Source organism: Sphingopyxis macrogoltabida (assembly GCF_001307295.1).
In the GTDB taxonomy this organism is placed as follows: Bacteria; Pseudomonadota; Alphaproteobacteria; order Sphingomonadales; family Sphingomonadaceae; genus Sphingopyxis; species Sphingopyxis macrogoltabida_B.
The window spans coordinates 1,579,938-1,604,752 of sequence record NZ_CP012700.1; the positions used below are offsets into that span (position 1 = coordinate 1,579,938).

A 24,815-nucleotide genomic window follows, 5' to 3' on the forward strand; every position below is an offset into this window, starting at 1 on the left:
ACCGGAACTTGTCAAGCGATGGCGATATAATCGGCGATCGCGCCCGCCGCGCGCGGGGGCGCACCGATTTCGCGGATCAGCAACGCGTCGGCCTCGATCAGCGGGACAGTCTGGCCGCTGTCCTGGCTGTCGAACATATGGAGAGCGCCGCCGTCGACCCGTGCGCGCAGATAATCCCGGCGCGCCCCACCGGCGGCAAGCGCTGCGTCGAGCGGTGCCTGGCGGATTGCGGGGAGCGGATTTGCTGCGCCTGCAAGATGGCGGATCAACGGCAGCAGGAAGAGCGTCGCGGTGACGAAGGCCGAGCCGGGGTTGCCGGGCAGCCCGAGCAGCAGCGCCTCGCCTATCGCACCGGCGATCAGCGGTTTGCCCGGCCGCATCGCGATCTTCCAGAAATCGAGCCGGCCGCCGGCGTCGTCGAGGGCGCCGCGAACATGGTCATGGTCGCCCACGGATGCGCCGCCGACGGTGACGATGACGTCATGGTGTCGCGCCAACTCCTTGATTGCACTGGCAATCGACATTCGGTCGTCGCGCATATGGAGCGGCAGGGCGACGTCGGCGGGAACGGCGGCGAGCATCGCCGCGAGCATCGCGCCGTTGCTGTTCGGGATCTGGCCCGGCGCGAGCGTGCGGCCCGGCGCGACAAGCTCGTCACCAGTGGTCAGGATCGCGACGCGCGGCCGCGATCCGACGCGAACCTCGCCCGCGCCGCCCATGATCGCGGCGGCGATTGCGCCGGCGCCCATACGCGTTCCGGGGGCGAGCAGGCGCGTGCCGGCGGCGAAATCGCCGGCGCGTTCGCGGATATGGCGCCCCCGCGCGCCGGGGCCGTCGCCGGTTAGCGCCAGTGCCACGCCCGCTGCCGCAACATCTTCCTGGAGGATCACCGTGTCGGCACCGCCCGGAAGCATGGCGCCGGTGAAGATTCGCATCGCCTCGCCGGGGCCGACGGTCCGGTCCGGGGCAGCGCCGGCAGCGATTTCGCCGGTAATTGTCCACGGTCCCGGCATGTCGGCAAAACGGATCGCATAGCCGTCCATCGCCGACAGCGCCGCCGCAGGCTGGTCGCGCGATGCGAAGACATCTTGCGAAAGATAGCGTCCAAGCGACGCGGAAACCGCGATATTTTCTGCCGCCAAGGGGGTGCGGAGCGCGAGCAGGCGCGCCTGCGCTTCCTCGACCGGCAGCAAGCCGCTCATCCGGCGCGCCAGTCGCCCGAGCGGCCACCGCTCTTTTCGAGCAGGCGGATGTCGCCGAGGGTCATCGCGCGGTCGAGCGCCTTGGCCATGTCGTAAAGGGTCAGCAGCGCCACCGATGCGGCGGTGAGCGCCTCCATCTCGACCCCCGTCGGCCCGGTCGTCGCCGCGACCGCGCGCACCGAAATGCCGTCTTCCTCCCATTCGAATTCGACGCTGACCTGTGTCAGCGCGATCGGGTGGCAAAGCGGGATGAGGTCGGCGGTGCGTTTCGCCGCCATGATGCCGGCGATGCGCGCGGTCGACAGCACGTCGCCTTTCGGCGCGTTGCCGCTGCGGATGGCATCGAGCGCCTCCGCCGACATGGCGATACGCCCGCCTGCCACCGCGCGGCGTCCGGTTGCCGCCTTGCCGCCGACATCGACCATATGCGCCGCACCCTTTTCGTCGAGATGCGTCGGGCGGGTCATGCCGCCACTCCGGTGAGCAGCGCTTTCGTTGCTGCCGTGACGTCGGGCTGGCGCATCAGGCTTTCGCCGACGAGGAAGCTCCTGGCGCCGCTGGCGGCCAGCCGTTCGCAATCGGCATGGCTGGCGATGCCGCTTTCACCGACGAGCAAGGTGTCCGGCGGGACCAGTTTCGCAAGGCGTTCGGTGACGCCGAGGTCGGTTTCGAAGGTGCGGAGGTCGCGGTTGTTGACGCCGATCAGCCGCGACGTCAGCCTGCCCAAAGCACGCTCGAGTTCGGCTTCGTCATGGACTTCGACGAGCACGTCCATGCCGCGCTCGACCGCTGCCGCCTCGATGTCCTGCATGACGCCATCATTGAGTGCGGCGACGATAATCAGGATCGCATCGGCGCCGATCGCGCGTGCCTCGGCGACCTGCCAGGGATCGATCATGAAATCCTTGCGCAGCGCGGGCAGAGTACAGGCGGCGCGCGCGGCGACCAGATAATCCTCGTGCCCCTGAAAATAGGGCGCATCGGTCAGCACCGACAGACAGGCAGCGCCCCCGGCCCCATATTGGCGCGCATGATCCGCCGGATTAAAATCCTCCCGGATCAGTCCTTTGGATGGCGAGGCTTTCTTGATTTCAGCGATCAGGCCAAAGCCGCCGGCGTCGATTTTCGCCTGCAGCGCGGCGGCAAAACCGCGGACGGGACCCGCGTCGATCGCATCGAGATCGGCGAGGGAGCGCACCGCGCGGCGCGCGGCGACCTCTTCGGCCTTGGTGGCAAGTATCTGGGTGAGCTTGTTCATTTATAGGCGATCCAGCAATTGAGCAGCGCGTTGGCAAGGCCCTTGTCGATCGACTCGGCAGCCTCCTCGACACCTTCGAGCAACGTGTCGGCGGCGCCGGCGACGACAAGCGCTTCGGCGGCGTTATAGAGTACGGCGTCGCGATAGGCGCCGGATTCGCCTTGCAGCAGGGCGCGCAGCGCCTTCGCGTTATAGGCCGCGTCGCCGCCGCGAATCTCGTCGAGCGATCGCGGCGGAAGACCGGCATCGGCCGCCTCGCTGCGTTGCATCCGGACACCCTCGGGCGTGATCACCGCGACCTCGTTGCCCCCCGCCAGCGATAGCTCGTCGAGCCCCTCGTCGCCCGAAATGACGCGCGAATGGTCGGTGCCGAGCCGGTGCAGCGCCTCGGCATAGACGGGAACATAGGCGGGACGGGCGATGCCGATGAGCTGGCGCGTGACGCGCGCGGGGTTGGCGAGCGGACCCATGAGGTTGAAGATCGTCCGCCGCCCGATCGCCTTGCGGATCGGCATGATGCGCTTCATTGCGGGGTGACGCGTCCCGGCGAAGAGGAAACAGATGCCGAGATCGGCGAGTTGCGCCTCGGCCTGCCGGTCGGCGCGCTCCATGTCGAGGCCAAGCGCTTCCAGCGTATCGGCGGCGCCGGACTTCGAGGAAGCGGCCCGATTTCCGTGCTTTGCGACGGGAACTTCGCATGCGGCAACAACAATCGACACGGCGGTCGAGACGTTGAGCGTATGATGGCCGTCGCCGCCGGTGCCGCAAACGTCGATCGCGCCGGCGGGCGCTGCGACGGGGATCAGCCGGTTGCGCATCGCCTGCGCGGCGGCGGCGATTTCGACCATGGTTTCGCCGCGATCGGAGAGGGCGATCAGAAATTCGGTCACCTGTTCGTCGGTCGCGCCGCCATCGAGCATCGTCGCGAAGGCATCGGCCGCTTCGTCGTGATCGAGCAGCGCCGAAGGATCGGGAAAGGGACCGAAGCGGCTCATGCCGCCTGCCGCTCGCCGACCGGCAGTCCTGCGATCCTCAGGAAATTGGCGAGCATCGCATGGCCATGTTCGGTCGCGATGCTTTCGGGGTGGAACTGGACGCCGTGGATCGGGAGGTCGGTGTGGCGGAAGCCCATGATGGCGCCATCGTCGCTCGTCGCATTGATGACGAGGCTGGCCGGGATGTCGACGACCTCGAGGCTGTGATAGCGCGTCGCGGTGAGCGGCGAGGGCAGGCCGGTGAACAGCCCGCTGCCGTCGTGGCAGACCGGCGACGTCTTGCCGTGCATCAGGTGACCGCGCTGGACGGTGCCGCCGAAATGCTGGCCGATCGCCTGATGGCCGAGGCAGACGCCGAGCAGCGGCCGCGCGGCGTCGGCGCAGGCGGCGACGAGATCGAGGCTGATCCCCGCCTCATTGGGCGTGCATGGGCCGGGCGAGATCAGGATCGCATCGGCGCCGCTGGCCAATGCGGCCGCGGCGGTCAGCGCGTCGTTCCGCTCGACGCGCACCTCTGCCCCCAGCTCGATCAGATAATGAACGAGGTTGAAGGTGAAGCTGTCGTAATTGTCGATGACGAGGATCATGGTCTTTTACTGCCCGTATCCCGGTGTTCCGGCAAGCCGCACCGCCTCGCGCGCCGCAGCAAACAGCGCGCCGGCTTTGGCTTCGCATTCGCGCTGTTCATAGGCTGCCTCGCTGTCGGCGACGATGCCGGCGCCGGCCTGGACGTGCATTTCGCCGTCCTTGACGATCGCGGTGCGCAGCACGATGCAGCTATCCATATTGCCGTCGGGGGCGAAATAGCCGACGCCGCCGGCATAAGGGCCGCGCGCGTCGGCTTCGAGTTCGGCGATGATCTGGCAGGCGCGAACCTTGGGCGCGCCGCTGACCGTTCCGGCCGGGAAGCCCGCGAACAGCGCGTCGATCGCGTCCTTGCCCGCCGCGATGCGGCCGATGACGTTCGAGACGATGTGCATGACGTGGCTGTAGAATTCGACCGTATAGCTGTCGGTCACGACGACGCTGCCGCCGGTGGCGGCGCGGCCGACGTCGTTGCGGCCGAGGTCGAGCAGCATCAGATGCTCGGCGCGTTCCTTGGGATCGGCGAGCAGCGATTCGCGGTTTTCGAGATCCTCGGCGCTGGTCTTGCCGCGCGGGCGGGTGCCGGCGATAGGCCGGATGGTGATTTCGCCGTCGCGCACGCGGACAAGAATCTCGGGCGACGAACCGATCAGCGCAAAGCCCGGCAGGTCGAGGAAATAGAGGAAGGGCGAAGGATTGATCCGCCGCAGCGCGCGGTAAAGATCGAAGGGCGGCAAATCGAACGGCGTCGAAAAGCGCTGCGACAGCACGACCTGAAAGATATCGCCCGCGGCGATATAATCCTTCGCAGTGGCGACCATGGCGGCATAGTCGCCGGGCGTCGTCGCGGGTATCGGAACGATGTCGCCGGGCACGGCATCCGTCGCCGCGCGGTCGGCGTGCGCGCTGGCGCTGGCCAGCCGCGCCGCGATATCGTCGAGCCGTTCCTGTGCGGCATCGATCATCCGGTCGATCGGCGCCGCCGGATCGGGCCAGAGCGGCGCGATCAGGAAAAGTTCGTCGGCGAGGCGGTCGAAGACGAGGATCGTCGTCGGGCGCACGAAGACCATGTCGGGCAGGCCGAGCCCGGCGCCGGGCGCCCGCGGGATGCGCTCCACGAGGCCGATGGTTTCATAGGCGAAGAAGCCGACGAGAGTGGTCAGCGCCTTCGGCAAGCCTTCGGGCACGTCGAAGCGGCATTCGGCAACGAGGTCGCGCAGTGCCTGCAGCGCGCCGGCCGCGACCGGCTCGAACGCCTCCTTGTCGCGGCGCCAGTCGCGGTTGATCCGCGCCGTGTCGCCGCGCGCTTCGAGCAGCAGGTCGGGGTCGAGGCCGATCATGCTGTAGCGGCCGCGGGTTTCGCCGCCCTCGACCGATTCGAGCACCCAGTCGCCGCGCCCCGGTTCGATGAGCTTGATCGCCGCCGATACCGGCGTTTCGATATCGGCGATCAGCCGCTGCCACACGACCGCGCCGCGGCCCTGCGCCAGCGCTTCGAGCGCGGCGGCTCTGCCCTCCAGCACCCGCGCCGCCTTATTCGGCGACCGGCGCCGTGCCGGTAAGTTCGCGGCGGAGCTGGTCGACCAGTTGCTTGTTGATCGTCACCCCGGCGCGGCGCTTCGCCTCGGCGACGAGCTGTTCGACGAGTTCGTTGCCGAAAGCGGCGCCGAGCGGGCGCGCGATATAGGCGGCGGCGCGCGGGTCGACCGACTTGATGTCGGGCCGGTTCACTTCGTTGAGCGCGATCACCATCCAGCCGCGGTTGCCCGGGATTTCGAGCGTCTTGACCGTGCCCTTGGCCATCGAGAACAACAGCGCGAGTTCGGGCGGTGCGCCCTTGCCATCGCGGTCGAGGTCGCCGCGGCGGCCGCCGATCGTCTGGACATTGCCGATGTTCGGGCCGGCGGCACTCACCGCCTCGGCGAGTGATTTTCCGCCTTCGACCGCCTTGACGATGCCACGGGCCTTGTCGCGCGCCACCTTTTGCCCCTCGGCAAAGCGCCAGTCGGCGAGCAGGTCGCCGCGGATCTGCGCGAAGGGCGGCGGCGCCGCAGCGGTGATCGATTTCACCGCAAAGACGGCGAATTTCTCATTCTCGACCAGCGTCGCGATTTCGCCTTCGCCTTCGCCGCTGCCGAGGAAGGCCTGGGCGATCATCGGCGCCATTTCGGGCGGCAGGGTGAAGGCGGGCTGCGCCGGGGCGCGGCCGCTCGGCAGCAGCGCCGGGGTTTCGACGAGCTGGAGCTTGCGGTCGGCGGCGACTTCCTCGATCGACGCGCCGCCGTTCACGGCGTCCTGGATCGCGTTATAATAATCGACGATCGCCTCGTTCGCCTTGTTCTTTTCGAGTTCGGTGCGGATTTCGGGGGTCGCGTCGGCAAGGCTGCGCGCCGGATTGGCGGTAACGCTCTCGACCCGCGCGATTGCCCAGCCAAGGCCGGTCTGCGTCGGACCGAGGACATCGCCGCGCTTCGCGGCAAAGGCGGCTTTCGCCGCTGCCGCCGTGGTCGTCGCGGCATAGGCGGTCTGGGTCAGCTCGCCCGTCGTCGAGGCCGAAAGACCGGCGGCCTGCGCGGCGGCGGCGAGCGGGGTGCCGCCGCGGACCTTGGCCACGAGGGCATTGGCGGCGGCTTGGTCGGGGACGATCACCTGCGCGAAGCGCCGCGTCTCGGTCGCAGCGAAATTGGCGGCGTTGTCCTTGTAGACCTTGGCGATTTCGGCCTCGGTCACCGCGGGAACCGGCACCGCGCTGCGATCGAACAGCGCATATTGGATGACGCGCCGCTCGGGGACGGTGAAGCGCGCCTTATGCTGTGCAAGATATTTCTGCAGCACGGCGTCGCCCGGATCGGCGGTCGGCGCAAAGGGGCTGGCGGGGATGAAGGTCGCCTGTCCGTGCCGCTGTTCGAGCGGCAGCACCGCATAGGGTTTGGCCATGCCCGGGGCGACGGCGGGGATTCCCCCGATCGGTTTCGCGAGTTGCTGGCTGAGCAGCAACGTTTCGATTTCGCCGCGAATCTGGTTCTCGTTGAGGCCGCTCTCGGCAAGATAGGCTTCGTAGCGCTTCTGGTCGAAGCTGCCCGACACGCCCGAGAAGGCATCGGCGATCTGTGCGTCGATCAGCCGCTTGCTGACCCCGAAACCGAGGTCGCGTGCAAGCTGGCGGACCGCAGCGTCGTTGATCAACTGCTTCAATATGCCGTCGAGCGCGCCCGATTCGACGAAGGCCTCGCGCGTCAGTCCCGGCTGGTCCTGCCGCGCCCGGTTATACGCCTGTTGAACGCGCGCGCGCAGTTCGCCGACGCCGATTTCGGTGTCGCCGACCTTGGCGACATTGGCGCCGCCGAGTCCGCCGAAGGTCGAGTTGCCGGTCACATCGCCGAGCGCGAAGGCGACGCCGACGAGGACGACGAAGCCGAGCGCGATGGCTTTGCCGACGGTGGATCCGAAGAGGCGGCGAATGGCGGTGATCATGAAGCGGGCGTTCTTTCGGCGGGGCGCACGGGGCGCGGTTGCGCGTTGCTTTAGGCGGGAGGCGGCGCGGCATCAAGGCGGGAAAGGGGGTTTTCGCAGGCGCCGACCCCGCTTGCCACTCCCCCACGATGACCGCTAGGGCGCGAGGCACATTTGATCCAAGCAAGGAGCGGCACGATGGCGCGGCGCAAATATGTGGTCGGCAACTGGAAGATGAACGGGCTGGCGGCCGCGATCGGCGAGGCGCAGGCGATTTTCGCCGCAGCAAAGGCGCACGACGGCGTCGATGTCGCCATCTGTCCGCCGTTCACGCTGATCGGCGCCATGGTCGCGGCGGTACCCGGCGCGGCAGTCGGCGGGCAGGACTGCCACAGCGCCGCGTCGGGCGCTTTCACCGGATCGGTCGCGGCGCCGATGCTGGTCGATGCGGGCGCCAGCCTGACCATCGTCGGCCATAGCGAACGGCGCGACGGATTCGGCGAAAGCGACGAGGATGTGCGCGCCAAGGCCGAAGCTGCGCTGGCTGCGGGGCTGGCTGTCATCCTGTGTGTCGGCGAACCGCGCGAGGTCCGCGAATCGGGCGGGGCCATCGACCATGTGCTGGCGCAGATCGCGGGCTCGGTTCCCGACGCGTTCGACGCCGACCGGCTCGCAATCGCCTATGAGCCGATCTGGGCGATCGGCACCGGGCTTGTCCCGACCGTCGGCGACGTCGAGGCGATGCACGGCGCGATCCGCGGGGCGCTGGCGGCGCGTTTCGGTGACGCGGCACAGGAAATGCGCCTGCTTTATGGCGGCTCGGTCAATGGCGAGAACGCCGCCGAACTGCTCGGCGCGGCCGATGTCGACGGGGCGCTGGTCGGCGGCGCGAGTCTGACCGCGGGCAAATTCGTGCCGATTATCGAGGCCGCCGCGGCGCTTGGCTGAGCCTTGTGGGTTGAAGCGACGCGCCTTCGTCTCTATGTGCGCCGCGGGCGTGGACCAAGTGAGGCCGCGCGAGTTCGGGAAAATATGATGTCCAACCTGTTCACCTTCCTGCTTGTCGTCCAGGCGCTCGTCGCCGCGGCGATGATCGGCGTCATCCTGATGCAGAAGTCGGAAGGTGGCGGCCTCGGCGTCGGCGGCAGCCCCGCCGGGCTGCTATCGGCGCGCGGCGCGGCGGATTTCCTGACCCGCGCGACGACGATCCTCGCCTGCCTGTTCGTCGGCCTCTCGATCCTCCTTGCCGCGATGGCTTCGGTCGGCCGCGGCGGATCGACGATCGACACGTCGCTGTCGAAAGCGGCGCAGCAGCAGTCGGCACCGTCGTCGTCGCTGACCGGCCCGGCGCAGCAGCCCGCACAGGGCGCCGCAGCCCCGGCGCAGGCGCCGGTGAGCGACGATCCGCTGGCAGCGGCCGCCGCAGCCGCCGCGGCAAAGGACGCCCCGGCGCAGCCGCAGGCGCCCGCGAAGAAGTAAAGCCGATCCAGCGGGGGCTCCGGCCTCCACCCCCAATCCCGCGCGGCGGAATTATTTCCGCCGTTTGCGATTCGACGGCTTGCGCCGTCCCCCTCCTGTTGAGTAAGTCTTTCCTCCCATGGCGCGGTTCATTTTTATCACCGGCGGCGTGGTCTCCTCCCTTGGCAAAGGTTTGATGGCGGCTAGCCTTGCGGCTCTGTTGCAGGCGCGGGGTTACCGTGTCCGCATCCGGAAATTCGATCCCTATCTGAACGTCGATCCGGGGACGATGTCGCCCTATCAGCACGGCGAGGTCTATGTGACCGACGACGGCGCCGAGACCGACCTCGACCTTGGTCATTACGAGCGCTTTACCGGCGTCGCGGCGCGGCAGAGCGATAATGTCACCTCGGGCCGCATCTATCAGCAGATCATCACCAAGGAACGCCGCGGCGATTATCTGGGTGCGACGGTGCAGGTCGTCCCGCACGTCACCGACGCGATCAAGGCGTTCGCGCGCACCGACATCGACGACCTCGATTTCGTGCTTTGCGAAATCGGCGGCACCGTCGGCGACATCGAATCGCTGCCGTTCATCGAGGCGATCCGCCAGCTTCGCAACGAAGAGGGGCGCGAGAACACGCTGTCGGTCCACGTCACGCTGGTGCCGTACATCGCGGCGGCGGGCGAGCTGAAGACCAAGCCGACGCAGCACAGCGTGCGCGAACTGGCGTCGCTGGGCGTCCAGCCCGATATCCTGCTCTGCCGCTGCGAAAAGCCGCTGCCCGAGGGCGAGCGCGCGAAGATCGCGCAATTCTGCAACGTGCGGAAGGAAGCGGTGATCCCGGCGCTCGACGCCGACAGCATCTATTCGGTGCCGGTACAATATCATGGCGAGGGGCTCGACAGCGAAGTCCTGCGCGCGTTCGGCATCCACGACGCGCCCGACCCCGACCTGTCGCGCTGGTACGACATCATGGACCGCAAGCAGCATCCCGAGGGCGAGGTCACGATCGGCGTCGTCGGCAAATATGTCTCGCTGCCCGATGCGTATAAGTCGCTCAACGAGGCGCTGGTGCATGGCGGCATGGCGCACCGGGTCAAGGTCAACATCCGCTGGCTCGACGCCGAAATGTTCGAGCACGACGAGGATCTGGCGGCGAATCTCGAGCCGCTGCACGGTATTCTCGTGCCCGGGGGCTTCGGCGAGCGCGGGTCGGAGGGCAAGATCGCCAGCGTCCGCTTCGCCCGCGAACGCAACGTCCCCTTCTTCGGCATCTGCCTCGGCATGCAGATGGCGTGCATCGAAGGCGCGCGGAACACGAGCGGGATCGACAAGGCGTCGAGCACCGAATTCGGTCCGACCGAGGAACCGATCGTCGGCCTGATCACCGAATGGATGAGCGCCGAAGGGCTGCAGAAGCGCGGCGCGAACACCGACCTCGGCGGCACGATGCGGCTCGGTGCCTATGAAGCGAAGCTGTCGCCGAACAGCCATGTCGCGAGCGTCTATGGTGCGAACGAGATCAGCGAGCGCCACCGCCACCGTTACGAGGTCAACGGCGCCTATCGCGATCGGCTCGAAGCCGGCGGGCTCGTTTTTTCGGGCATGTCGCCCGACGGCATGTTGCCGGAAATCGTTGAGCGGCCCGACCATCCGTGGTTTATCGGGGTGCAGTTCCATCCGGAACTCAAGTCGAAACCCTTCGACCCGCACCCCTTGTTCGCGGGATTCATCGAAGCAGCGGTCAAGCAGAGCCGTCTGGTCTAGGACCGACGGCAGAAAAGGGTCAGGGCATGGATCACGCGAAACTCGCCGAATTGCAGGGCCCCGAGAGTATTTTTTCCGGCCTGTCGATTCAGGACTGGGCCGATATCGCGGGCCGTGCGGTCCAGATCAATTTCGTCAAGGGCAAGGAATTGCTCAGTCAGGGCGATAGCGGCGACAGCCTGCTGATCCTGACCGAGGGCAGCGCGCGCGTGTCGATGCTGACCGCGAACGGGCGCGAGATCGTGCTGGCTTATGCCGAACCGGGCGCCGTGCTCGGCGAGATCGCACTCCTCGATGGGGGCGAGCGCACCGCGTCGGTGACTGCGACGAGCGCCGGCAGTGCGCTCCAGCTCGGCCGCAACGCAATGCGCGATTTCGCAACTAGCCATCCCGAATTCGCCTGGTCGCTGATGCAGCAGCTCGCACGCCGCCTGCGCACCGCCGACCAGACGATCGAAAGCGACCGCGCCTATGCGTCGGGGCCGCGGCTGGCGCGCTATCTCAAGCGGCTGATTCGCAAGGATGCCGAGGCATCGCAGCGCGTCGAACTGAGCCAGACCGAACTCGGCAATTTTGCGGGGATGAGCCGCGAGCATATCAACCGCCAGCTCAAGAGCTGGGAAGAATCGGGCGTGATTTCGCTCGAACAAGGCCGGGTGCGCGTGCTCGACGCCGACATGCTGGAGGATATCAGCGAGAGCGAGGGGTAAGGCGGCTTCCGGCCGGACTCGGACATTTCCTTCATCGTCACCCCGGACTCCGGGGCCCATGACTTGGGCGCCGCAGTGGATCCCGGATCAAGTCCGGGATGACGAAAATGGGTGGAGCTATGTCTGCTCACCACCCAATGTCGAAGTAATGGATCGCTATCTGGGAATCACAACGCCCGGGCCTCCTTCGAGACCCGGGCGCCTGTGACGAACATCGCCATCCCCCTTTGCGCAGACCAGGCGAATGGCCTGCACTCCCTGGAGCCGGGCCTTTGGGCCGCGTTGAACCAGAAGTCATCGGGCTAGGGCGTAGAGGGCGGCTTGTCACCCTTTGCGAACGATCCCAGACGGTTTTTGCCCCGCCCTGTGGCCGATGGGCAACATATTTTGCGAATCTCTCGCAACAATGCCTCGCTTCCGGCGGCCATTGCCAGCGCTACCGGCGCTCCCTAAAGCGGGCGGCATGACCGCAATGCGCCCCGCGCCGAAAAGGCCGTCCGCCTCATGATCCTGCGTCCGTACGAACGCACCATCTTCAAGCGTTACCTGCTTCCGCAACGCGGCGAGGGCTTCATCTTCGTCGCCGCGGCGTTCAGCTTCACCGCCGTGATGCTGGGTGTCGCGGCGCTGGTGATCGTGATGAGCGTGATGAACGGCGTGCGCGCCGACCTGTTCGACAAGATCGTCGGGCTCAACGGCCATGCGGTGGTGCAGGGCTTCGGCGGCCGGCTCGACGATTGGCAGGGCGTGCTCAAGGAAGCGAAGGCGACGCCCGGCGTGGTGTCGGCGACGCCGCTGATCGAGCAGCCCTTGCTCGCGACCTTCAGCGGGCGGGTCGAGGGCGTGCTGGTTCGCGGCATGACGGTTCCCGACATCCGCAAGAACGAGACGTTGGGCGGCAAAGTATTGCAGGGCAGCCTCAATTCGCTGACCCCCAATTCGGGCAATATCGCGATCGGCAGCGAACTGGCGCGCAATCTTGGCGCGACGGTCGGGTCGAACCTGACGATCATCAATCCCGCCGGCCGCTCGACGCCCTTCGGTACGGTGCCGCGCGAGATCAGCTACCGCGTGTCGGCGGTGTTCGAGATCGGCGTCTATGATTTCGACAAGGCCTATGTCGTCATGCCGATGGAGGATGCGCAGCTCCTGCTGCTGACCGGCGACCAGATCGGGATGATCGAGGTCAAAGTGACCGATCCCGACAAGGTCGGCACGATCCTGCAGCCGCTCGCCGAAAAGGTGGCGGCGCAGGCGATCATCTCCGACTGGCGGTCGATGAACGCCAGCCTGTTCGAGGCGCTGTCGGTCGAACGCGTCGCAATGTTCGTGATCCTGTCGCTGATCATCCTCGTCGCGTCGTTCAACATCATCTCCTCGCTGATCATGCTGGTGCGGGCGAAGACGCGCGACATGGCGATCCTGCGCACGATGGGGGCGCCGCGCGACGCGGTGATGCGGATATTCATCGCCATCGGGCTTGCGATCGGCGTTTCGGGTACGCTCGTCGGCATGGCGCTGGGGTTCGCCACGCTGTTTTTCCGGCAGGGCGTGCTGCGCGGGGTCGAGTTTCTGACCGGGCAGCAGCTGTGGGACCCGTCGATCCGCTTCCTGACCGAGCTGCCGTCGAAGCCCGACCCGTTCGAAATCACCCTGATCGCGGTGATGACGATCCTCTTCAGCTTCCTCGCGACGCTCTATCCGGCGTACAAGGCGGCGAATACCGATCCCGTACAGGTGCTGCGCTATGAGTGACGTCGTTCTCGAACTCGCGGCTTTGAAGCGGAGCTTCACCCAGGGCGATGTCACGATCGAAGTGTTGCGCGGCGTCGATGCGCATCTGAAGCGCGGCGAGATCGTCGCATTGCTCGGCCCGTCGGGGTCGGGCAAGTCGACGATGCTGCAAGCCGTCGGGCTGCTCGAGGGCGGTTTCGACGGCACGATCCGTATCGATGGCGAGGATGTCACGCGGTTGGGGCAGGGCGAGCGCACGAAGACGCGGCGCGAGAAGATCGGCTTCGTCTATCAATTCCACCATTTGCTCCCCGATTTCAACGCGATCGAGAATGTCGTGCTGCCGCAACTGATTCGTGGGTCAAAGCAGGCCGACGCTGAGGAACGCGCCGCCGACCTCCTCGGCCGGTTGGGGCTCGGCGAGCGGCTGCATCACAAACCGAGCAAGTTGTCGGGAGGCGAACAGCAACGCGTGGCGGTGGCGCGCGCGCTCGCCAACCGGCCGCTGCTCGTGCTCGCCGACGAGCCGACCGGCAATTTGGACGAGGCGACCGCCGACCGCGTGTTCGACCAGTTCGTCAAGCTGGTGCGCGATCATGGTTCGGCGGCGCTGGTCGCGACACACAACGAACGATTGGCGGCAAAGATGGACCGCGTGCTGCGCTTGCACGAAGGGCGAATAGAGGTTTAGTCTGCGCCGACGGCAGGGGACGGAATATGGCACTCTACGATCTTTCGGCGAAGCTTCCGGGCGGCGGCGCGCAGTCGCTGGCCGATTACAAGGGCAAGGTGCTGCTGATCGTCAACACCGCCTCGAAATGCGGCTTCACCCCGCAATATGAGGGGCTGGAAGAATTGTACCGCGATTACAAGGATCGCGGGTTTGAGATCCTGGCCTTTCCGTGCAACCAGTTCGGTGCGCAAGAGCCCGGCGATGCGGCCGAGATCGCGAATTTCTGTTCGCTGACCTATGACGTGACCTTTCCGGTGATGGCGAAGATCGATGTCAACGGCGACGATGCCGATCCGATCTTCAAGCATCTGAAGAAGGAAAAGACCGGCCTGCTCGGCAGCGGCATCAAATGGAATTTCACCAAATTCCTCGTCGATCGCGATGGCAAGACCGTCTCGCGCCACGCCCCGACGACGAAGCCCGAGCAGCTTCGCAAGGAAATCGAGGAACTGCTCGGCTGATCGTTAGCGTGCGTCGAAATCGGTCGCGGGCGGGCGCGCCACGGCGCTGCGCCTTACCTCGACCCATATCGGCTTGCGTCCCAGCCGGGCGTTGAACAGGCTATTGAAGGTGGCGGGGTCGGCGCGCGCCGAATCGAGCGCTTCGCCGTAGAGACGCCGGACCGCGTCACGATCATAGCCCATGGCGCCGAGCAGGGTCGGAAAGATTCGGTAATGGCTCGACGCGTCGAAGTTGGTCTTGGCAGCGGCGGCCCAGCGATCGTCATCGCCGATGACGACGAGCGGCACGGCGCCCTCTTCGGCTTCCGGAAACGGACTGCAATGCGTCGTCGTACCGGGATCGCCACGTTCGTGGAGGTTCTGGCCATGGTCGGCGGTGTAGACGATCAGCGCGCCGTCGAGGCGGGCGCCCGCGAACAGCCGGTCGAAGAAGGCGCCGACCGTCCAGGCGACGGTGCTGCGATAGCTGTTGCGATAGAGCCGCCACGCCTCGGCGCCGCTGAACAGATTTTCGGGGAGCCGCATTTCGGTGACGTTGGCGGTTTCGCCGCGCGGCAACGCCGGCTGGAAGGCGCCGGCGGTCTCGGGATATTTGTCCGCCACCGGAAAATGCGCGCCCATCTTGTTGACGAGGATGAAGTCGCGGCGGCCGTTGCCCAGCAGCGCAATCAGCGCGTCCGCGGCCGCCATGTCGCGATCGACGACCGGCGTGTCGTCGAACTGGACGAAATGGTCGATGTCGCGCCGCTCGGCGTCGTCCATGCCGTTCTGATAGGCGCCGCCGGTGCGCTGTGCGTCGATATAGGTCGTCGCGAAGCCCGCGCGCCCTGCATAGGCGAAGATCGAAGGCAGCGCGGCATTCTGCCGCTGATATCCGTCACGCGTGCCGCCGTAGCGAAGGGTGAGGTTGCTGCCGTAGCTGCAATTGGTGATCGACGCGGCGATCCCGAAATTGCCGACGGCAACGTTGCCGGGCGGCGATTTCAGGCCCGAGCGGACCCCGGCGGGGTCGTTGATGTCGAGATAGCGCGCCGCGATGCTTTCATCGACGATCAGCACGACGTCACCCCGCGCGGCTGAAGGTTTCGGCACAAGGCGCACCGGCTGGCGCGGCGGGACCGGTTCGGTCACCATCTCGATCGCATAGAGCGCCGCATAGGAGGTTCCGACCCACGCGCCGGGCAGGCCCCGCGCGCCTTCGCCGCCGCGGAAAAACAGCAGGGTGGTCAGGGTCGCCAGTCCGGCGAAGGGCGCCGCCAGCGCCACCGTGCGGGGAATCCACAGCCGCGGTCCGGGCTCGAGCCCGATAGCGAGCAGGACGAGCAATGCGCCCGCTGCCGCCCGGGCGATTGAGGCACCATGTTGCATCAGCGCATCGTCGGCGAAGCCCGCCGAATGGAGCATGGTGACGAAGGCGTCGTAACTCATCGCCTCAGCCGCGGCGGCCTGGAAACCGTCGACGAGCAGCGCGGCGAGCGCCAACAGCGTCGCCCAGGCCCAGCGCAGCGGAGCCGGCCGGATAAACGCCGCGCCCCACAGGCACGCCGCGAGAAGGCCATAAAGCGCGGCGTAGAAGAGCAAGGATGACGACGCTCCGAGCATCGCGACGCGCGCCGCGATCTCGCCGATGCCAAATGCCAGCGCGAGCAGCAGCAGAATCGTCTTGGCTGCGCCGTGCGCATGGCTTGCTGTCGTCGCCCGCATATCGCTCCGTTTTCTGGTCAAGGGCGGCGATTGCCACAGAGATATTGAGATTCCGTCTGCGCGCCAAACGGGCAATCGCCCCTTTCCCGAATCATTGCGTCCGCCTAGCCTGTTTCGATGGCCTATAGCCCCTTTGTTCCGCTTCGCGTCTTTTCCAGTTTCACCATGCTGGAGGGGGCGATCGACCCCAAGGCGATCGCCAAGGCGGCGCGCGACCGTGGCTTTCCCGCCATCGCTATCTGCGACCGCAACGGGCTCTATGGCTCGATGGCGTTCGGCGAAGCGTGCAAGGCGGCGGGCGTGCAGCCGATCGTCGGCGCAATGCTCAGCGTTGCGCGGCCGGGGCAGCGGCTGGCGAACGGCGCGCCGCTGATCGACTGGCTCGCGCTCTATGCGCAGGACGAAACGGGGTACGGCAATCTCTGTGCGCTCGTCTCGTCGGCGCATCTCGACCGGCCGATCGAACAGGACCCGCACGTCACGCTGTCGGCGCTGGCGGGCAAGACCGACGGGCTCATCTGCCTCACCGGCGGCGGCGAAGGGGCGCTGGCGCGGCTGCTGGCGGGCGAGCAGGCGACTGCGGCGGACGATTATGTCGAACAGCTCGAGGCCTTGTTCGGCGGACGGCTCTATATCGAATTGTCGCGGCGCGGCGACGACACCGAAAAGGCGGCGGAGCAGGCGCTGGTCGATATGGCCTATGCGCGCGCGCTGCCGATCGTCGCGACCAATCCTGCGAGCTTCGTCGAACCGCAATTCCACCCCGCGCACGATGCGATGCTGTGCATCGCGCAGTCGGCCTATGTCGAAAGCGAGGATCGGCGGACCAGCAGCCCCGAGGCATGGCTGAAACCCGCCGAGGCGATGGAGGATGCGTTCTCGGATCTGCCCGAGGCGATGCACAACACGCTCGTCGTCGCGCAGCGCTGCGCCTATATGGCGCCTAAGCGTGCACCGATCCTGCCGAGTCTGGCCGGCGACCGCGAGGGCGAAGCGGCGCAGCTCGCCGCCGACGCGCGTGCGGGGCTGGACGCGCGGCTCGCGCTGATTCCCGAACTAACCGAAGAGGAGCGCAACGCCTATATTGCGCGGCTCGACTTCGAGGTCGGGGTCATCGTCCAGATGGGGTTCCCCGGTTACTTCCTGATCGTCGCCGACTTCATCAAATGGGCGAAGGCGCACGATATTCCGGTCGGGCCGGGACGCGGCTCGGGCGCGGGCAGCGTCGTCGCCTGGGCGCTGACGATCACCGACCTCGATCCGCTGAAATTGGGCCTGCTGTTCGAACGCTTCCTCAATCCCGAGCGCGTGTCGATGCCCGATTTCGATATCGACTTCTGCGAAACGCGGCGCGGCGAAGTGATCCGCTATGTGCAGGAGAAATACGGCCGCGATACCGTTGCGCAGATCATCACCTTCGGTAAGCTGAAGGCGCGCGCGGTGCTCAAGGACACCGGCCGCGTCCTCCAGATGAGCTATGGGCAGGTCGATCGGCTCGCGAAGCTCGTACCCAACCATCCGACCGACCCGTGGACGCTCGACCGTGCGTTGAACGGGGTCGCCGAGCTGATGACCGAATATAAGCAGGACGACGGGGTACGGCGGCTGTTCGACATGGCCAAGCAGCTCGAAGGCCTGCCGCGGCACAGCTCGACCCACGCCGCGGGGGTGGTGATCGGCGACCGGCCGCTGGACCAGCTCGTGCCGCTCTATCGCGACCCGCGATCGGACATGCCGGTGACGCAGTTCGACATGAAATATGTCGAGAGCGCGGGCCTCGTGAAATTCGACTTTCTCGGGCTCAAGACGCTGTCGGTGCTGAAAGAGGCGCGGCGGCTGCTGGCGCTGCGCGGGATCGACGTCGATCTGGATGCGCTCGCGTGGGACGACAGCGCGGTCTACGAACTGCTCCAGCGCGGCGAGACGGTGGGCGTGTTCCAGCTTGAATCGGAAGGGATGCGGCGCACGCTGTCGGCGGTCAAACCGACCAATTTCGGCGACATCATCGCGCTCGTCGCGCTGTACCGCCCCGGGCCGATGGACAATATCCCGCTGTTCGGCGCCCGCAAGAACGGCCGCGAGAAGATCGCCTATCCGCACCCGCTGCTCGAAGGAATCCTTGCCGAGACCTATGGGATTTTCGTCTATCAAGAACAGGTGATGCAGGCCGCGCAGATCCTCGCCGGCTACAGCCTGGGCGGTGCCGACCTCCTCCGCCGTGCGATGGGCAAGAAGGTGCAGGCGGAGATGGACGCGCAGCGCGACACCTTCGTCAAGGGCTGCGGCGAGCATAATAATATCGACGCCAAGGCGGCGAACGAACTGTTCGATTTGATCGACAAATTCGCGGGCTATGGCTTCAACAAGAGCCATGCCGCCGCTTATGCGCTGTTGTCGTATCAGACGGCGTGGCTGAAGGCGCATTATCCGCACGAATTCTTCGCGGCGTCGATGTCGTTCGACAGCCACCAGACCGACAAGCTGTCGATCTTCATCGACGATATGCGCCGACTGGGGGTCGAGGTGGCGCCGCCGTCGATCAACGACAGCGAGGCCGACTTTTCGGTGGGCCGCAGCGAAGAGGGGCTGGCGGTGCGCTATGCGCTCGGCGCGCTCAAGGGTGTCGGCGAAAAGGCAATGGAAGCGCTCGTTGCCGAACGCCATGCGAAGGGCGATTTCGCAAGCCTCGACGATTTCGCCGCGCGGATCGATCCCAAGCTGCTCAACCGGCGCCAGATCGAGGCGCTCGCCGGCGGCGGCGCGTTCGACCCGGTCGAGCCCGAACGGCCGCGCGCCTATGCCGGCGCGGAAGCGTTGCTCGCCTGCGCGAACAATTCGGCGCACGAGCGTTCGACGGGGCAGGGCGGTCTGTTCGGCGGCGATGTCGCGATCATGCCGGTCCTCCAGCTTCCGGCGGCCGAGCCGTGGACGCTGGCCGAGCGGATGACGCGCGAGAAGGAAGCCTTCGGTTTCTATTTCTCGGCGCACCCGGTCGAGCAATATGAGGCGATCATCGCGGCGCGCGGCGCGCGGAGTTATGGCGACATTTGCGAGAATGTCGAAATGACGCCGGGAACGCGCATCCCGATGGTGATGGCGGCGATGGTCGAAAGCGCGCGTCCGCGTGTGTCGCAGCGCGGCAACCGTTTCCTCAATCTGACGCTGTCCGACCGCAGTGGCCAGTTCCAGTCGAGCTGTTTCGACGAGGCGGCGGGCAAGACGCTTGAGGCGCTCGCAGCCGATGGCGGCTGCGCGATGCTGTCGGTCGAGCTCGATCTGCTCGAAGGCGAGGAAACACCGCGCGTGACGGTGCGTGGGGCGCAGTCGCTAGTGGACATCGCCGCGACGGCGGCGCTGCAACTGACGTGCCGGGTCGAGCTGGCCGAAGCGGTTGCGGAGATCGCGAAGCTGCTCGAATACCGTGACGATGCGCGCGGGCGGGTGATCCTTTCGACCCGCGATCCGCTGACCGACGAGGATATCCGCGTCGAACTGGGGCGGCGTTTTGCGCTGGGTCCCGATGTCGTGGCGCGGCTCGACATGATCGGCGGCGTCACCGACGCCGCGCTGTCGCTGGTCGCGCCGCGCGAGTTCCGGGTCCGTTAGGCGACGTCTTCGGGCGCTGGCCATACCCGGCGGGAATGACCGCGGTGACTATCCGGTGCTTGCGCCGAAGGCCTTTCCCGACCTATCGCTTGTCCAAAGATAAATGGAGAGGTGCCACGATGGGAATGCAAGGCCAGCCGCTGCTCGTCACCAGCCTGATCGATCATGCCGCGCGCGAGCATGGCGAACGCGAGATTATTTCGCGCTGGGCCGACGGCAGCCTGACGCGATCGACCTGGGGCGAAGTCGGTGCCGATGCACGGCGTTTCGCCGCCGCGATGGTGAAGCTGGGGATGAAAAAGCGCGACCGCATCGCGACGCTCGCGATGAATCACGGCCACCACCTCGTGAGCTGGTACGGTACCGCTGGGATGGGCGGGGTGCTGCACACGGTGAACCCGCGGCTGTTCGACGAGCAGCTCGTCTATATCGTCAACCATGCCGAAGACCGCGTACTGCTGTTCGACGCGGCCTTCCTGCCGATTGTCGAACGCTTGCGCGACCAGCTACCGACGGTCGAGCATTTCATCCTGTTCGACGCGCCCGCGCGCGATGGCTATCTGTCCTATCGCGACCTGATCGATGCCGAGGACGGCCGTTTCGCGTGGGTTCAGCTCGACGAGCGAGATCCGGTCGGGCTTTGCTATACCAGCGGCACGACGGGCAATCCGAAGGGCGTGATCTACGAACATCGCTCGAACGTCATCCATGCGATCACCGAGATCCAGCCCGATGTGTTCGACCTGTCGAACCGCAGCGTGATCCTGCCGATCGTGCCGATGTTCCATGCCAATAGCTGGGGCATCCCGTTCGCCGCTGCGACGATCGGCGCGAAGCTGGTGTTTTCGGCGACGAACGATGCGCAGGTGCTGTGCGACCTGATGCACGACGAAGGCGTGACGCACAGCGCCGGCGTGCCGACGGTGTGGATCGCGATGTTCGCGCATATGGATGCCACCGGCATCGGCTATGGCAAACTCCAGCGCGTGATCATCGGCGGGTCGGCCGCGCCACGCGCGATGATCGAGCGCTTCATGAACGCTGGCATCGATGTCGCGCATGCCTGGGGCATGACCGAAACCTCGCCGATCGGGACGATGGGCAAGAAGCCGTGGAACTGGGACGCGATGAGTTTCGACGAACGCGTCGATGTCGTCTGCCGTCAGGGCTGTCCGCCGTTCGGGGTCGAGCTGCGCGTCGTCGATGACGAAGACAATGTCCTGCCGCACGACGGCGTGTCGAGCGGGCGGTTGCAGATCCGCGGGCCGTGGATCATCCAGCGCTATTTCCGCGCCGACGAGGATGCGGCCGACGACGATGGCTGGTTCGATACCGGCGACGTGTCGGTGATCCATCCCGACGGCGTCATGCAGATCACCGACCGCGCGAAGGACGTCATCAAGTCAGGCGGCGAGTGGATCAGCTCGATCGAGCTCGAAAATGCGGCGGTCGGCGCGCCCGGCGTGCAGGAAGCCGCCGCGGTCGGCGTCTATCACCCGAAATGGGACGAGCGGCCGATCCTGCTCATCGTCCGCAAACCCGGCGCGGAGGTCAGCGAGGCGGCGATCGTCGAATATCTGGCCGACAAGGTCGCCAAATGGTGGCTGCCCGACGAGGTCGTGTTCGTCGACGAACTGCCGCACACCGCGACCGGAAAGATACTCAAGCGGCAGCTCCGCGACGATTACAAGGATTACAAGCTAAAGTCGCTGGCTGCGGCCTAGGCCCGGAACAGCTCCATCTGACTGTCGCGTTCGGGCGGTCGGAACAGGTCGCTGCGGAGCGGCGGGAAGCTTTTGTCCATGCCATGTTCGCGCGCCGCCCGCTTCATCCGCTGGCGGATCAGTTGCGGCCAGACGCCCTGACCCTTCATGCGCGTGAAGAAATTCGGGTCGTTGTCGCGGCCGCCGCGGATATCCTGCACCATGTGCATCACCTTGTCGGCACGGTCGGGATAATGCGCCGCGAGCCAGGCGCGGAACAGCGGCGCGACCTCGTGAGGAAGGCGCATCAGGATATAGGAGGCGCGGATTGCGCCCGCTTCGGCAGCAGCGCCCATGATCGCCTCGATCTCGTGATCGGTGATCGCGGGGATGATCGGCGAGATATTGACCTGCGTCGGTACCCCGGCGTCGATCAGCGCCCGGATCGCGGCGAGGCGGCGGCGCGGATGCGGGGCGCGGGGTTCGAGGGTGCGCGCAACCTTGGGATCGAGCGTCGTCACCGAAATCGCGACCCCGACCAGATTGTCGGCCGCCATCTGCGCGAGCAGGTCGATGTCGCGGAGCAGCCGGTCGGACTTGGTGGTGATCAGCAGCGGATGCCTGGTTTCGGCGAGCACCTCGACGATCTGGCGCGTGATGCCCCATTCGCGTTCGATCGGCTGGTAACCGTCGGTGTTGGTGCCGATAGCGATCGGCGCGACCTTGTAATTGCGCTTTGCCAGCCCGGCGCGCAGCAGCTTTGCGGCGTCGGGCTTGGCGAACAGCCTACTCTCGAAATCGAGCCCCGGCGACAGGTCGTGAAAGGCGTGCGTCGGGCGCGCGAAGCAATAGATGCAGCCATGCTCGCAGCCGCGATAGGGATTGATCGAACGGTCGAAGCCGATGTCGGGCGAACTGTTGCGCGCGATAATCGTCTTCGGGTGCTCGACCGTCACCGTCGTGCGGAGTGGTAGCAGCGCACCGTCGATATCTTCGGCGGCGTCGAGCCAGTCGCCGTCGGCAACCCGCTCGGCCGATCCGGTGCGCGTCGGCCGCAAATTGGTCGGCGCGCCGCGCCCGGCAATCGGGGGCAGGGGTTTGGTTGATTCCATCGGGCGAGAATATCGCGCCGATGAGAACAAAGAAAGAACAAATGCGCTATTCGGTGAGCCGCGGCATTAGCTCGACGAAGTTGCAGGGCTTGTGCCGGCTGTCGAGCTGGGTCGACAAAATGCCTTCCCATGCGTCGGTCACCGCGCCGGTCGAACCGGGCAGCGCGAAGATATAGGTGCCGCGCGCGACGACCGCGCAGGCGCGCGACTGGATCGTCGAGGTGCCGATCTTCTGATAGCTGAGCCAGCGGAACAGCTCGCCAAAGCCAGGGATATCCTTGCCGTCGAGGCGGTGCAGCGCCTCGGGCGTCACATCGCGGCCGGTGACGCCGGTGCCACCAGTGGTAATCACGACATCGACTTCGGCATCGTCGATCCAGTTATGCAGCCGCGAGACGATCAGGTCGCCCTCGTCGCGGATGATCGCGCGCGCGGCGAGGATGTGACCGGCATCGGTCAGCAATTCGACGAGCTTGTCGCCCGATTTGTCGTCGGCTTCGCTGCGGCTGTCCGAAATCGTCAGGACGGCGATCCGGACGGGCCGGAACTCGAGGGTCGTGTCAATTGGCATCGGCGAGGCCGCCGGCATAGCTTAGCCGGACGCGGTCCTTGCCGTCGGGGAAGCGCGGCCATTTGCCCTGCGCGAGCGCGGCGCGGCTGACCGACGGCTTGCCCTGCTGCGCTTCGTACATCCAGTAATTGCGCAGCACGATGCCGACATAGCCGCGCGTCTCCCAATAAGGGATCGATTCCATGTAGAGCAGGGGGTCACCCTGATCGCGGATCTCGGTCTGCCAGCGCGCCACGGGGGCCGGGCCGGCGTTATAGGCGGCGATAACCTTGGGCAGCAGGCCGCCGGTCGCGCCGTCGCGGCTGAGATATTGCAGATAGCTCTGCCCGAAATCCATGTTGACTGCCGGGATGCGGAGGTCGCCGGTGCCGCTGTCGCCGCGCCAGCGCGCCACGTCGCGCGCGGTGCCGGGCAGCACCTGCATCAGGCCGAAGGCGCCAGCCGGGCTGACCACGGTGCGCTGGAACCGCGATTCCTGCAGCGTGTGCGCAAAAACGAGCGCCGGATCGACCTTCCAGCCGCCATTGGGTTCCCATTTCGGCTGCGGGTAGCGCGTTTGCGCCGCGAGCTTGCGGCCCTGCGGCGTATTGTGCGCGAGATAGAGCTGCGTTTCGGGGAGGCTGAGTGCGCCCGCCATGCCGATCAACTGGGCATGCTGTTCGGGATTGCCGATCTGCGCCTGATGACGCAGCGCCTCGCCGGCATATTTATCCTCGCCGATTTCGGCGAGCGCCATCGCGATGCGAACGTTGGGAAGATCCTCAAGCGCCCGCCAGGCGCTGCGGTCGGCGCGGACATTCTCGCGCTGGCTGGTCGTTTCAACGCCCAGCGTCTCGGCGGCAAGCAGGCCGTAGAGCGTTTCCTCGTTCGCCGCGGCGGCGCGCAGGCGCGGCTGGACCGACGCGGGCTCGCCGGCGGCGATGGCGGCGCGGGCGGCCCAATAATAGGCCGCGGCCCGCGTCTCGCTGTCGGGCGCTTCCTTGGCGACACGGTCGAAGGCCACAAGCGCGGTGCGGTAATCGTGAAGGCGCCACGAGGCGAGACCCTGCACCCATGCGCCCTGCGTCGCCCATGCGCCGCCACCCGCGGTGCAGGCGAGCGACAGGCGCAGCGCATTCTGATCGTCATTCTCGATATAATAGGACCAGGCGACCTTTTGCGTCCATTCGGAGCGCGCTTCGGGCGTCAACTGGTCGGCGACGGCGCCCAGCAGCGCTTCGGCGCCTGCCGGATCGTCATTCTTGATGCGGTCGGGGATCGTCGCGGCAAGGCGCGCAGCGACCGGATCGCTGACGCTGTCGGCACCCAGCCGGCGCGGCGCGCTGCCGGCCCATGAGAGGCGCGTCTGCATCGGCAGCGTCGGCAGGTCGGTCGCACCACGCTTGGCGGCGAGCCGACCGAGCTGCTCGGCCTGCGGCAATTGCGGCGAGCGCGCGAGGATCGGCATGATATCGGCGACCTCGGCGCGGGGGCTGTTCGGTGCGGTGAGCAGTTCGGCGCGCAGGAAATCGTTGAGCGGGCCCCCCTTGGCGTCCTGGTCGGCGCTGTCGAGGAGCGATTTGGCCTCGGCCCAACGCTGGCCGCGGATCGCGGCGACGATCTGTGTATAAAGCTGTTTCTGTTTCGACGATAATATGTCGGGCACGGTTTGCGGCTGCGCGGTCAGGTCGCGGTCGCCCGCATCGGCGGCGAGGGCGGGCGCGGCGCAAATTGCGGAGGCCGCAAGAGTGCAGGAGAGAAAAATTGTCTTTATCGTCAT

General features: G+C 66.6%; 20 protein-coding genes. 9 read left to right on the forward strand and 11 right to left on the reverse strand.

Features of this window, described 5'->3' with window-relative positions:
* Positions 1-11: 11 nt before the first annotated feature.
* Genes AN936_RS07425 through AN936_RS07455 form a run of 7 tightly spaced genes read right to left on the reverse strand, consistent with a single transcriptional unit; the run spans position 12 to position 7,514 of the window.
* Entirely contained in the window at positions 12-1,202 is a 1,191-nt protein-coding gene (locus tag AN936_RS07425; protein ID WP_054587584.1) for a molybdopterin molybdotransferase MoeA, read from the reverse strand.
* The gene (gene moaC, locus AN936_RS07430; RefSeq protein WP_054587585.1) at positions 1,199-1,669 is read right to left on the reverse strand and encodes a cyclic pyranopterin monophosphate synthase MoaC; all 471 of its coding nucleotides are present in this window, start codon (positions 1,667-1,669) and stop codon (positions 1,199-1,201) included. Before moaC ends, AN936_RS07425 begins: the two co-directional genes overlap by 4 nt.
* Positions 1,666-2,460 carry an indole-3-glycerol phosphate synthase TrpC gene (trpC, locus tag AN936_RS07435; RefSeq protein ID WP_054587586.1) on the reverse strand — a complete coding sequence of 265 codons (795 nt, stop codon included), beginning with the start codon at positions 2,458-2,460 and terminating at the stop codon, positions 1,666-1,668. Before trpC ends, moaC begins: the two co-directional genes overlap by 4 nt.
* Positions 2,457-3,455 carry an anthranilate phosphoribosyltransferase gene (gene trpD / locus AN936_RS07440; RefSeq protein WP_054587587.1) on the reverse strand — a complete coding sequence of 333 codons (999 nt, stop codon included), beginning with the start codon at positions 3,453-3,455 and terminating at the stop codon, positions 2,457-2,459. The genes trpC and trpD overlap by 4 nt, the downstream gene beginning before the upstream one ends.
* Positions 3,452-4,042: an anthranilate synthase component II gene (locus tag AN936_RS07445; RefSeq protein WP_054587588.1), complete on the reverse strand. Its 591-nt coding sequence runs from the start codon at positions 4,040-4,042 to the stop codon at positions 3,452-3,454. Before AN936_RS07445 ends, trpD begins: the two co-directional genes overlap by 4 nt.
* Before the next feature lie 6 nt (positions 4,043-4,048).
* Positions 4,049-5,560, reverse strand: coding sequence for an anthranilate synthase component I family protein (locus AN936_RS07450; RefSeq protein ID WP_173585684.1), 1,512 nt, complete (start codon positions 5,558-5,560; stop codon positions 4,049-4,051).
* Between the two features lie 13 nt (positions 5,561-5,573).
* Positions 5,574-7,514, reverse strand: a complete 1,941-nt coding sequence (locus tag AN936_RS07455) for a peptidylprolyl isomerase (RefSeq protein WP_054587590.1) — start codon at positions 7,512-7,514, stop codon at positions 5,574-5,576.
* A gap of 177 nt (positions 7,515-7,691) precedes the next feature.
* On the opposite strand from AN936_RS07455, the gene tpiA reads away from it, so the two are divergent.
* The 7 genes from tpiA to AN936_RS07490 all read left to right on the forward strand — a co-directional run bounded on the left by tpiA (position 7,692) and on the right by AN936_RS07490 (position 14,360).
* Positions 7,692-8,441: a triose-phosphate isomerase gene (gene tpiA, locus AN936_RS07460; protein ID WP_054587591.1), complete on the forward strand. Its 750-nt coding sequence runs from the start codon at positions 7,692-7,694 to the stop codon at positions 8,439-8,441.
* A 96-nt stretch (positions 8,442-8,537) separates the two neighbouring features.
* Positions 8,538-8,972 (forward strand): preprotein translocase subunit SecG, encoded by a 435-nt coding sequence (gene secG / locus AN936_RS07465; protein WP_054590156.1) that lies wholly within the window; start codon positions 8,538-8,540, stop codon positions 8,970-8,972.
* 118 nt (positions 8,973-9,090) lie between these two features.
* Positions 9,091-10,722 (forward strand): CTP synthase, encoded by a 1,632-nt coding sequence (locus AN936_RS07470; protein ID WP_054587592.1) that lies wholly within the window; start codon positions 9,091-9,093, stop codon positions 10,720-10,722.
* Between the two features lie 26 nt (positions 10,723-10,748).
* Positions 10,749-11,432, forward strand: coding sequence for a Crp/Fnr family transcriptional regulator (locus AN936_RS07475; protein ID WP_054587593.1), 684 nt, complete (start codon positions 10,749-10,751; stop codon positions 11,430-11,432).
* Positions 11,433-11,936: 504 nt separating this feature from the next.
* The gene (locus AN936_RS07480; protein WP_054587594.1) at positions 11,937-13,187 is read left to right on the forward strand and encodes a lipoprotein-releasing ABC transporter permease subunit; all 1,251 of its coding nucleotides are present in this window, start codon (positions 11,937-11,939) and stop codon (positions 13,185-13,187) included.
* Positions 13,180-13,857, forward strand: coding sequence for an ABC transporter ATP-binding protein (locus AN936_RS07485; RefSeq protein ID WP_054587595.1), 678 nt, complete (start codon positions 13,180-13,182; stop codon positions 13,855-13,857). Before AN936_RS07480 ends, AN936_RS07485 begins: the two co-directional genes overlap by 8 nt.
* 26 nt (positions 13,858-13,883) lie before the next feature.
* The gene (locus tag AN936_RS07490) at positions 13,884-14,360 is read left to right on the forward strand and encodes a glutathione peroxidase (RefSeq protein WP_054587596.1); all 477 of its coding nucleotides are present in this window, start codon (positions 13,884-13,886) and stop codon (positions 14,358-14,360) included.
* Between the two features lie 3 nt (positions 14,361-14,363).
* Here AN936_RS07490 and AN936_RS07495 read toward each other — a convergent pair whose 3' ends face one another.
* Complete coding sequence (locus AN936_RS07495; RefSeq protein ID WP_054587597.1) at positions 14,364-16,064, reverse strand: sulfatase-like hydrolase/transferase; 1,701 nt, start codon at positions 16,062-16,064, stop codon at positions 14,364-14,366.
* Positions 16,065-16,181: 117 nt separating this feature from the next.
* Here AN936_RS07495 and dnaE point away from each other — a divergent pair, with 117 nt between their 5' ends.
* Together dnaE and AN936_RS07505 are read left to right on the forward strand one after the other, a co-directional pair.
* Positions 16,182-19,670 (forward strand): DNA polymerase III subunit alpha, encoded by a 3,489-nt coding sequence (dnaE, locus tag AN936_RS07500; RefSeq protein ID WP_054587598.1) that lies wholly within the window; start codon positions 16,182-16,184, stop codon positions 19,668-19,670.
* A 119-nt stretch (positions 19,671-19,789) separates the two neighbouring features.
* Positions 19,790-21,394, forward strand: a complete 1,605-nt coding sequence (locus tag AN936_RS07505; protein ID WP_054587599.1) for a long-chain fatty acid--CoA ligase — start codon at positions 19,790-19,792, stop codon at positions 21,392-21,394.
* Here the strand turns inward: AN936_RS07505 and AN936_RS07510 are convergent.
* Genes AN936_RS07510 through AN936_RS07520 form a run of 3 tightly spaced genes read right to left on the reverse strand, consistent with a single transcriptional unit; the run spans position 21,391 to position 24,815 of the window.
* On the reverse strand, positions 21,391-22,485 hold the full coding sequence (locus AN936_RS07510) for a PA0069 family radical SAM protein (protein ID WP_054587600.1): 1,095 nt from the start codon (positions 22,483-22,485) through the stop codon (positions 21,391-21,393). The genes AN936_RS07505 and AN936_RS07510 overlap by 4 nt on opposite strands.
* A 46-nt stretch (positions 22,486-22,531) precedes the next feature.
* Complete coding sequence (gene moaB, locus AN936_RS07515) at positions 22,532-23,056, reverse strand: molybdenum cofactor biosynthesis protein B (protein WP_054590157.1); 525 nt, start codon at positions 23,054-23,056, stop codon at positions 22,532-22,534.
* Positions 23,046-24,815 (reverse strand): lytic transglycosylase domain-containing protein, encoded by a 1,770-nt coding sequence (locus AN936_RS07520; protein ID WP_054587601.1) that lies wholly within the window; start codon positions 24,813-24,815, stop codon positions 23,046-23,048. Before AN936_RS07520 ends, moaB begins: the two co-directional genes overlap by 11 nt.